The organism is Lacticaseibacillus sp. 22 (genome assembly GCF_055413445.1).
Genome location: NZ_JBVAYD010000044.1, coordinates 1 through 10,151, shown reverse-complemented (window position 1 = coordinate 10,151; position 10,151 = coordinate 1). Strand labels below are relative to the sequence as shown.

General features: G+C 47.9%; 12 protein-coding genes. All 12 read right to left on the bottom strand.

All coding sequences use genetic code 11. From position 1 onward, the window contains the following. Positions 1-131: 131 nt before the first annotated feature. The 12 genes from ACWP87_RS13330 to prfA all read right to left on the bottom strand — a co-directional run bounded on the left by ACWP87_RS13330 (position 132) and on the right by prfA (position 10,141). The gene (locus tag ACWP87_RS13330) at positions 132-1,055 is read right to left on the bottom strand and encodes a F0F1 ATP synthase subunit gamma (RefSeq protein ID WP_005689005.1); all 924 of its coding nucleotides are present in this window, start codon (positions 1,053-1,055) and stop codon (positions 132-134) included. Between the two features lie 11 nt (positions 1,056-1,066). Further along, on the bottom strand, positions 1,067-2,596 hold the full coding sequence (gene atpA, locus ACWP87_RS13325) for a F0F1 ATP synthase subunit alpha (RefSeq protein WP_005713769.1): 1,530 nt from the start codon (positions 2,594-2,596) through the stop codon (positions 1,067-1,069). Between the two features lie 23 nt (positions 2,597-2,619). Next, positions 2,620-3,165, bottom strand: coding sequence for an ATP synthase F1 subunit delta (atpH, locus tag ACWP87_RS13320; protein WP_014569524.1), 546 nt, complete (start codon positions 3,163-3,165; stop codon positions 2,620-2,622). Further along, positions 3,152-3,640, bottom strand: a complete 489-nt coding sequence (gene atpF, locus ACWP87_RS13315) for a F0F1 ATP synthase subunit B (protein ID WP_005684908.1) — start codon at positions 3,638-3,640, stop codon at positions 3,152-3,154. The genes atpH and atpF overlap by 14 nt, the downstream gene beginning before the upstream one ends. Before the next feature lie 35 nt (positions 3,641-3,675). After that, positions 3,676-3,888: a F0F1 ATP synthase subunit C gene (gene atpE / locus ACWP87_RS13310; protein WP_005684909.1), complete on the bottom strand. Its 213-nt coding sequence runs from the start codon at positions 3,886-3,888 to the stop codon at positions 3,676-3,678. Positions 3,889-3,910: 22 nt separating this feature from the next. Continuing rightward, on the bottom strand, positions 3,911-4,621 hold the full coding sequence (gene atpB, locus ACWP87_RS13305; RefSeq protein ID WP_014569523.1) for a F0F1 ATP synthase subunit A: 711 nt from the start codon (positions 4,619-4,621) through the stop codon (positions 3,911-3,913). Positions 4,622-4,634: 13 nt separating this feature from the next. Next, positions 4,635-4,817: a hypothetical protein gene (locus ACWP87_RS13300; protein ID WP_005713333.1), complete on the bottom strand. Its 183-nt coding sequence runs from the start codon at positions 4,815-4,817 to the stop codon at positions 4,635-4,637. 102 nt (positions 4,818-4,919) lie between these two features. After that, positions 4,920-5,549 carry a uracil phosphoribosyltransferase gene (upp, locus tag ACWP87_RS13295; RefSeq protein WP_005684911.1) on the bottom strand — a complete coding sequence of 210 codons (630 nt, stop codon included), beginning with the start codon at positions 5,547-5,549 and terminating at the stop codon, positions 4,920-4,922. A gap of 40 nt (positions 5,550-5,589) precedes the next feature. Then, entirely contained in the window at positions 5,590-6,822 is a 1,233-nt protein-coding gene (gene glyA / locus ACWP87_RS13290) for a serine hydroxymethyltransferase (RefSeq protein ID WP_005684912.1), read from the bottom strand. A gap of 294 nt (positions 6,823-7,116) precedes the next feature. After that, positions 7,117-8,139: an L-threonylcarbamoyladenylate synthase gene (locus ACWP87_RS13285; protein WP_014569521.1), complete on the bottom strand. Its 1,023-nt coding sequence runs from the start codon at positions 8,137-8,139 to the stop codon at positions 7,117-7,119. A 99-nt stretch (positions 8,140-8,238) separates the two neighbouring features. After that, entirely contained in the window at positions 8,239-9,069 is an 831-nt protein-coding gene (prmC, locus tag ACWP87_RS13280; protein ID WP_015764924.1) for a peptide chain release factor N(5)-glutamine methyltransferase, read from the bottom strand. Beyond that, positions 9,062-10,141: a peptide chain release factor 1 gene (gene prfA, locus ACWP87_RS13275; protein WP_005684917.1), complete on the bottom strand. Its 1,080-nt coding sequence runs from the start codon at positions 10,139-10,141 to the stop codon at positions 9,062-9,064. The genes prmC and prfA overlap by 8 nt, the downstream gene beginning before the upstream one ends. Positions 10,142-10,151: the final 10 nt, after the last annotated feature.

The window sequence follows — 10,151 nt, the reverse complement described above, 5'->3', positions numbered from 1 at the left end:
GTGAACGCGTTATGGGCATAAGCTGGCACATTAGAGTCCTGAATGTAAGTGTCTCTAGACTTGATGGCTCGACTCCAGCCATTACAACCAAACTCCTCACAAACAGCCCCCTGCGCCAACAAACGCAATATTTATTCCAATGCTGCCGCACCACCGACAATTTCGGTAATCTCGGTCGTAATCGCAGCCTGTCGTGCTCGGTTATACTGAGTCGACAGATGTGAAATCAGATCATTGGCATTATCAGTAGCACTACGCATAGCAGTTGTCGAAGCCGCGTGCTCCGCTGTTTTCGCATCCATGATCGCACCAAAGATCAAGCTTTCCGCATATTGCGGTAACACCGCATCTAAGACGGCATCAAGATCAGGTTCGACAAGATACTCAACATTGGTATCTTCAACTTCACTGACATCCAAATCACTAATTGGCAACATTTTCTCTGCCCGAAAAGCAGAGGTTAATGTGTTGACATGGTGGTTATAACAAACGTATAGCTCGTCAAAGACACCGTTGTCATACATGGTCACAGCAGTTTTCACAATCTCCCGTACCTCATTAAAAGTCGGGATATCGGAAACGCCACGATATTCATAAGCCAGATTCATACCGCGGGCTTTAAAAAAGTCAGCGCCGACACCACCGATTGCCATCATGACGTAATCGTCAGGGCTTTCGTGGTCATCTTTAATCATCTGCATCATGGCTTTTAATACCGTGCTGTTATAACTGCCGACTAATCCGCGATCACTTGTGATCACAAGATAGCCCGTCTTTTTGACAGGTCGCTTCTGAAGCAAGCTAGCAACGGAAATGACCTGATTCTTATCTGTCTCAGTGTCATCATTCGCAGCAGTAGCTAGTTCAAGAAGTTGACCCGCAGCTAAATGAGTCACAATCTGGCGCACTTTGTCAGAGTAAATTTGATACTTCTTGGCACGCTTTTCGATCTGGCTCAATTTGGCGCCGGAAACCATCTGCATGGCTTGCGTGATCTGACCGGTTTTCTTGGTCGAAGCGATCTTGCGCTTGATATCCATTAATGACTCAGCCATGCGGCACCTCCTTAACCTTTAGCTGCAGCAAGTTGTTTGCTTGTTTGGAAGCCGCCAGCAAACGCCTTAATCTGCGCATCAAGCTTATCGGTATCCGGTAAATTACCGGTATCGCGAATTTGCTTCAGCAGATCAGCTGCATTGCTATCAAAGAAATCAAACATTTCGTCTTGGAAACGGCCAATATCTTCAATTGGAATTGGATCAAGGAAGCCATGGGTCAAGGCATAAAGAATCAGCACTTGCTTTTCGACTGGCAATGGCTTGTGTACCGGCTGCTTCAACACTTCAACTGTTCGACGGCCACGATTCAATTTTGCCTGTGTAGCTGCATCCAAGTCAGAGCCAAACTGCGTAAAGGCTTCAAGTTCACGGAAGGATGCCAGATCCAACCGCAATGTCCCAGCAACCTTCTTCATCGCTTTGACTTGAGCATCACCGCCGACACGAGAAACAGACGCACCAGCATCAATCGCTGGACGTGTGCCCGCATAGAACAAATCACTTTGCAGGAAAATCTGACCATCCGTAATTGAAATAACGTTGGTCGGAATATAAGCAGAAATATCGCCTGCCTGGGTTTCAATCACAGGCAAAGCAGTCATGGAGCCACCACCAAGCTTGTCGCTTAGTTTTGCGGCCCGTTCTAGTAAACGACTGTGCGTATAGAAAATATCCCCAGGATAGGCTTCACGACCAGGCGGACGACGAAGCAGCAAGGACAGCTCACGATATGAAGTTGCCTGCTTGCTTAGGTCATCATACACGATCAAAACGTGTTTGCCATTGTACATGAATTCCTCACCCATCGCCGCACCGGCATAAGGCGCAATGTATAGCATTGGTGCGGGTTCGGATGGGCCAGCGGTTAGCACAATGGTATAATCCATCGCGCCATATTTCTTCAACGTTTCAACTTGGGCACGAACCGTGCTGTCCTTTTGCCCAATCGCAACGTAAACACAGATCATATTTTGATCTTTTTGATTCAAAATCGTATCAATCGCAATTGATGTTTTTCCGGTCTTCCGATCACCGATAATCAACTCACGCTGACCACGGCCGATCGGAACCAAGGCATCAATCGCTTTTAGTCCGGTTTGCAAAGGTTCTGACACGGATTGACGTTGCATAACCCCCGGTGCCTTAAATTCGATTGGGCGGGTTTTATCCGTCTTAATCGCACCTAAGCCATCAACTGGCTGACCCAAGGAGTTAACAACCCGACCAATCATGGCTTCCCCAACAGGAACTTCCATAATACGACCGGTTCGTTTAACCTGGTCACCTTCGCGAATCTCATCGAAGTCACCTAAGATAATGATCCCGACATCATTCGTTTCAAGGTTTAACGCCATCCCGTATGAGCCATTACTAAATTGGAGCAATTCGTTGGCCATGGCATTTTCCAACCCCGTGGCGCGGGCAATCCCGTCACCAATGTAGGTTACAGTGCCAACTTCTTCAGCCGCCAAATCATCTTGATATCCTTCAAGTTGTTTTTTGATCAGAGAACTGATTTCCTCAGTCTTGATGCTCATCCGGTTCACCTCTTTACTTATCTCTAATCTGCCAGCAGTGCCGCTTTCATCTTCTCAAAGCGGTGCTTGACCGTACCATCAATAACCGAACCGCGAGCTTGAATGCGAACACCGCCGATCACACTTGGATCAACGATTTGCTTAAGCTGGGTCAATTTCATGCCAAAACGCTCAGCAATAGAACTGCGTAAAGCATCGGCTTGGTCGGCTGACAAAGCAACTGCAGTCGTCACAGTTGCTGCAATAATGCCGGCTTCATCATCATAGGCGCGATTAAACGTCGTGATAATTGCCGGTAATGCACCGAATCGGCCATACTGTTGGGTCAACTTTAACAAGTTAGCAACAAGTGGGCTTGCATCCTTGGTCAAAGTTGTCAACAAGTTGGCTTTGTCTGCGGCTGAAATTCGGGCATTGTCAAAAATTGTCAGGATTGTTGGATTTTCTTTGAATACAGACGCTAACGCCTGTAACTCTTCATGAACCGTCTCCACCTGATTTTGGTCATGCGCCGCTTCTAACAACGCTTTAGCATAACGCGGTGCAACCATTTGATTAGTGACTGCCATTTGCATCACCTAACCGTTTGATATAGTCGTCGATCAAGTCTTTTTGATCGTCTGCATTAAGCTCCTTGCCAATCAGCTTCTGGGCAATGGTTAAACTTAAATCTGCCACATCATTTTTGGCACTGGCCAGTGCGTCTTTGCGCGCTTGGTCAATGTCCGCTTGCGCATTTTTCTTTAACGTAGCGACTTCGGTGTTAGCAGCGTCAACCAATGATTGGCGTTGTTTTTCACCATTTTCCTTAGCTTGATTGACAATCTTAACAGCATCGGCTTGGGCGTGTTGCAGCGCTTCTCGACGCTTAGCCGCTAATGCCTCGGCATCTTTGCGGGACTTTTCAGCATAATCCAAGTCGCCGGAAATTTTTTGTTGGCGCTCCGCCATCATCTTTGAGACGGGCTTCCAAGCAACTTTCCCGACCGCGATCATCAGGACCAAAAATGTGACGAGCGTGAAGAGTGTGTCACCTAAACTCATCTTTTGCCACTCCCTTCTTTATTGATGACTCAAAATTAACGAAGCATCAACATGAAGGCAATAACAACAGAAATAATCGGAACAGCTTCGATCAAGCCAACACCGATGAACATCGTACCACGCAAGGTCCCGGCCATTTCTGGCTGACGCGCCATACCTTCAAGTGTCTTGCTGATAACCATCCCATTACCGATTGAAGCACCGAGAGCAGCGATGCCAGCGGCGATTGATGCAGCGATGAATTGCATATGAAATTTCCTCCTAAATTAATTACTCGGACACAACTTTGTGTGACGTATAAACCATACCAAGCGTGACGAAAACGTACGCTTGAATACTACCAATGAAGACTGAGAAGCCTTGCCAAACGATCTCAAGCAAGACCCCTGAAACAAAACTAAACGCTCCGCCCGAAAAAGCAAGCTGCCTAATGAGTAAAACTAAAACTTCACCGGCGAAAATATTCCCATACAACCGTAAGGAAAGTGTAATAAAGTTCGTAAACTCTTCCAATAGGTTGATTGGAAGCAGGATTCCGATCGGTGACACATATCCCTTGAGATATCCCTTGAAACCCTTAAAAACAATCCCAAAATAATGTGAAATAACCAATACTGTCATGGCCAATGTCATGGTAATGACAGGCGATGCTGTTGGCGAACGAAACCAGGTGTCTTTGCCAATATCAAGCTCAAGGAACAACCCAATCTGATTACTAATGAAAATGAACAAGAACAGCGTAAATGCAAACAGGTTAAAAGTGTACCGTTGTGAACCGGGAATTGCACCCTTCACAATGCCGTTCGTAAAATTCATAATCCATTCCAAGATGTTTTGCTTTGCGCCAGGCCGCATCTGCAAATTGCGTGACAGCCAAAACACCAGTAAGAATACCAAGATCGCCGAAACCAATACGCCAATGTCATTGGTCAGGTTGAAATTTAAGCCGAAAAGCTTGATCGAGGGATATTGTTCGTTCACAGAATTCACCTCCTTACTGAAGCGGCGTCATATCGTATGTATCATCAAACCGATGATGCAAGATTACGGAGACTTCGATAATCGTTGATACTAGGGTATACCCTTGAAACACAATCATTACTCTAACACCATTTCGATGAAAAGACAAAGCCAGAAAAGCAGAAACTTTTGCCGCCATAGAGGCTTTTTCACTCATGTTTTCACATCAGACAACAGATTCTCCCTGCCTTGACGCACCATAAAAATTATTTTAACTAAAAATGAAAAAGGCATGTGCACGGCCACATGCCAAATCATGTTATTTTGTCCCAAAAAGTCTGTCGCCGGCGTCACCGAGACCAGGAACAATATAACCGTTCTCATTTAAATGATCATCAAGTGCAGCGGCATAAATATCAACATCCGGGTTAGCCGCCTGAACTGCTTTAACGCCTTCTGGTGCCGCCACCAGCACTACCAACCGCATAGAAGTAGCGCCACGCTTTTTGAGCGCTTCAATGGCCATGTTAGCCGAGCCCCCGGTTGCCAGCATCGGATCAACAATGATCAGATCACGCTGGTCAATATCCGGCGGCATCTTAACAAAATACTCGTGCGGCTTTAGCGTCTTTTCGTCACGATACATACCGATATGGCCGACTTTTGCAGCAGGAATTAGCCGCAAGACGCCATCAACCATCCCTAGCCCGGCCCGAAGAATCGGAATCACAGCAAGCTTCTTGCCAGCAAGCTGTTTTTGAACCGTTTTGCCCATCGGCGTTTCGATTTCGATACTTTCAAGCGGTAGATCCCGCGTAATTTCATACACCATTAATTCCGCGATTTCATTAGCGATTTCGCGAAATTCCTTGGTGCCAGCATGCTTGTCGCGAATTAACGTAAGCTTGTGCTGAATCAACGGGTGATTTAAAACTGTAAATTTACCCATGAAGCGCCTCCTGTGAGAACCATTTGTTTGCAAACCCTATCTATGATAAGGGATGACGGGCAGTCAGTGCAAGAACTTCTTGCCGAATTTGATCCAAAACCGGTTGTTCGTCGCGATGCGCAATGGCCATGCTGATGAGTTCTGCCACGCGTTTGCTTTCTTCTGGCGTAAATCCACGCGTCGTAATCGCAGCTGTCCCGACCCGAATGCCGCTGGTTTTAAACGGACCATTTTGCTCGCCGGGAATTTGATTCTTGTTCGTGGTGATATCGACTTCATCCAGCAAGTCCTGAACCTGGCGTCCATTGACCCCGTAACCGGTGACATCGACTAAGACCATGTGATTGTCAGACCCGCCGGAAATCAAGCGTAAGTGTTCATCCTCCTTGAAACCTGCCACCATCGCATGCATGTTGTCAATAATCTGCTGCGCGTAAGTCTTAAACGCCGGCTGCAACGCTTCGCCTAATGCCACCGCCTTAGCTGCCACTACATGATCCAGTGGTCCGCCTTGAATGCCGGGGAACAAGGCTGAATTAATTGCTTTGCCATACTCCGCCTTAGCCAAAATCATGCCCCCACGCGGTCCCCGCAAGGTCTTATGCGTTGTGGTCGTGACCACATCTGAATACGGCACCGGATTCATGTGCAATCCCGCCGCAACCAAGCCCGCAATGTGCGCCATATCAACCATTAAAAAGGCACCGACATGATCAGCAATTTCGCGGAATTTTTTAAAATCAATTTCCCGACTGTAAGCGGACGCACCAGCCACAATCAAACGCGGCTTGACTTGTTCTGCCTGCTCGCGAATTTTGGCATAGTCGAGGCGCTCTGTTTTCGGGTCCAAACCATAATGGTAGAAATGATATTCCTGACCACTAAAACTGACTGGACTGCCATGGGTGAGATGCCCGCCATCCGTCAAGTCCATGGCCAAAACCTTATCGCCGTCTTCAAGAAACGCCCGATATGCCGCCATGTTTGCCTGCGAACCAGAATGCGGCTGAACATTGGCAAATTCAGCACCAAAAAGCTTCTTCGCCCGCTCAATAGCAAGATTTTCAACCACGTCTATGTATTGATTGCCACCGTAATAACGATGACCGGGATAGCCTTCAGAATACTTATTCGTCAACACCGACCCTTGTGCCGCCCGCACTGCCGGAGAAACAATATTTTCCGAAGCAATTAATTCGATATTATGTTCCTGACGCGCTTCTTCTTCGTGAATTGCGCGGAAAACTTCTGGATCATGCGCCATTAAATCCATGCCTACCACTCTCCTTTTAAAATCGATTCATCCACCTATCGATAGATGATCGCCGTTTAACCCGTGCAAACTAGCAAATGCCAAAGCACGTTGACTAGATTTCCCCAACACGTTGCGCTTAATCATAACGCGTTCACCGGCGCAGGGATCTGCGTGTAAGGACCTCAGGCGCAATGGCCAAAACCCGGCCATCACGCCTGAGGCCGCTTACACTCCGATCCCTAACCGCGCCGGTTCACGCTCACAAAAATAGCCAACCGACTTGTTGCTGTCAGTTGGCTATATTATAGCAAATCAAAACCGATCCGTTGGCATATTCGGTTGATAGTGCATGTTCCCAGCCGATTTAAGCAGTCGATTCATATAAGCGGCACTTAATTCGCTGTAGCTAAAGGCTTGAGCCAGCACGAGTGTCACGTCCGGATGTAAGTCAAACCAGCGCAACCCGGCAAATAAGGCATGTGTAGCACTGGTAATATCTTGACCCAACGAGTAACTAGGCACATCGGGAAAATGGGCAAGAATCGGATCCGTTGCCAAAAGTCCAAAAGTTTGGCCCGTCTTTTTAGCCCACGCCACTGCATCATCAAATTGATCAATCGTATCCACTACAACGACTTGCGCTGCTGGTGCGTAATGTTTGTATTTCATCCCCGGCGCTTTCGGTGCTTCGTTTTTGCCTACGTGATGCGCCGCCGAGTCGACTGGTCCAAGCAACGGTTCCAATTCATGCGGTCCAATTGCACCCGGTCGCAAAATAGCTGGTGGGGTCACGGTTAAATCAATAATGGTTGATTCAACTCCGACTCGGGTTGGCCCATCATCAAGGACGCCGGCAATTTTATCGGCTAGATCGTGCAACACGTGATCGGCCGTTGTCGGACTTGGCTTGCCCGATGTATTGGCAGACGGTCCCACAATCGGCACGCCAGCGGTTGCGATCAACTTTCGGGTTAACGCGTCATCCGGATTGCGAAATGCCGCGGTTTGCAACCCGCCTGTCACCTTCATTGACAAACGCCCTGGCAAAATATTCAAAATAATCGTCAGCGGCCCCGGCCAAAAGGTGTCCATGAGTTTCGCCGCATCCGGGGTAATCGTGGCATACTGACTAACCATTGCCGCATCGGCTACCGTCACAATCAATGGATTATCCGATGGGCGCCCCTTAGCAGCATAAACTTGACTAACCGCCGTAACATTAGTCGCATCCGCTCCCAACCCATAAACCGTTTCAGTTGGAAAAGCGACCAACTCACCACGTTTTAAAGCGGCTGCTGCTTCCGGAATATCTGATTCATGATAACGTTTTGCCAAAATGATGCCTCCATATCCATTGACTGTTCGTTTTTACTAAAATACCACATCATCGGACTTGAGCTGAAAGATGACGTGTCTTCTTCTGACAATGGCAACCTAAAATTGAAGTTTGACCATGCGCGGATGCCCAGCCATGTCGCGGCGAAAAGTTGCTTGAGCTTGCGGCAGCTTTTCAGCAAATAATTGTCGCAGTGCCGGTTCCTGATGATAGCCAAACTCCAAATACGCTGCGCCATGCGGGTTTAGATGTTGCGGCAGTTCAGTGACAAACCGTTCAAATAATGCCAAGCCATGATGATCAGCAAACAGCGCCAACTTGGGTTCATACCGTAACGTACTTTGATCCATCACCGAGGTTTCTTCAGGCGCAATGTAAGGCAGATTGGTCACCACAAAATCAAAGCGTCCAGGCAGGTGGTTGAATAAATCACTGGTCACAAAATGCACGTTCACTTTCTGTGCCGCGGCATTGTGCTTCGCGACAGCCAAAGCGGACGGGGAAACCTCGCTCAACGTCATGTCAATTTGTGGCAACTGACGGGCGAGGGTTAACCCAATCGCCCCACTGCCTGTCCCCATATCGAGGCCGGTTTGTGCATTCGTTTGCTCCTCTGCAACCCATGCAACAAGTTCTTCGGTTTCAAATCGGGGAATTAAAACCGCTGGGGTCACAGCAAACATCGTGCCAAAAAAAGGCGCTTGACCGGTAATGTATTGTGCCGGCTCAAAGTTGGCCAATCGCGCAACATCCGCCTGAAATTGACGCCAGGCAGCATCCGGCATCGGATCTTGGCGATGCAAAATCAATTGGCTCGGCGTCCAGTCAGCGCGTGTCATGAGGACGTACCGAGCGCCGTCGGGATCAACTTTTTGCTTGGTCAATAACAAAGACGCCCACTTGAGCGCCTCAGCATATGTTTTAGACATTGAGCGATTCCATCTTCTGCGCCTGATCGTGGACAATCAGCGCATCAATAATTTCATCCAGTTCGCCATTCATAATGCGGTCCAGCTTATTAAGCGTCAAGCCAATACGGTGATCGGTTACCCGATTTTGTGGGTAATTATAGGTTCGAATGCGTTCGGAACGATCACCGGTCCCAATCGCATTCTTACGATTTTGATCGTATTTTTCCTGATTTTCGGTTTCGTAATAGTCATAAACCCGTGACCGTAAAATTTGCATGGCCCGGGCACGATTTTCCTGCTGACTACGCTCGTCTTGCATGGAAACAACAATCCCGGTTGGAATATGGGTCATCCGGACCGCTGAACTGGTCTTGTTGACATGCTGACCACCGGCACCGGAAGAACGGTAAACATCCGTCCGAATATCTTTAGGGTCAATCTTCAAATCAACCTCGTCATATTCCGGCATGACACCAACAGTTGCGGTACTGGTATGCACCCGGCCGGCACTTTCGGTTACTGGAACCCGTTGCACGCGGTGGGCACCGTTTTCGTACTTAAGCTTGGAGTATACGTTGTCACCGGTAATCATCACGACGACTTCTTTATAACCGCCGACTTCAGTAGGGGTTGAATCAACAATCTCCGCCTTCCAGCCTTGCCGTTCCGCATAGTGCATGTACATATTCAACAAGTCGCCAGCAAAAAGACTCGCTTCGTCACCACCGGCAGCCCCGCGAATTTCCATAATAATGTTCTTATCGTCATTCGGGTCCTTAGGCAGCATCAGCACCTTAATCTTCTCTTCAAGATCGGCCTTTTGCTTCTGCAAGTCCTCCAGATCTTCCTTAGCCAGCGCTTCCATGTCTTCGTCTTTACTCTCACGAAGCACTTCTTCGCTTTCTTTAATATCAGAAAGCACCTGTTTATATTTCTTATAGGCAGCCACAACATCTCGCATGCCGCCTTCTTCTTTGGACAAAGCCAAGTAACGTTTCGTATCACTGATAACCTCAGGATCCGACATCAACTCTTCTAGTTCCTCATAACGAACCAAAAGCCCGTCCAACTGTTCAAAAATCTTATCCATAAAATCCTCC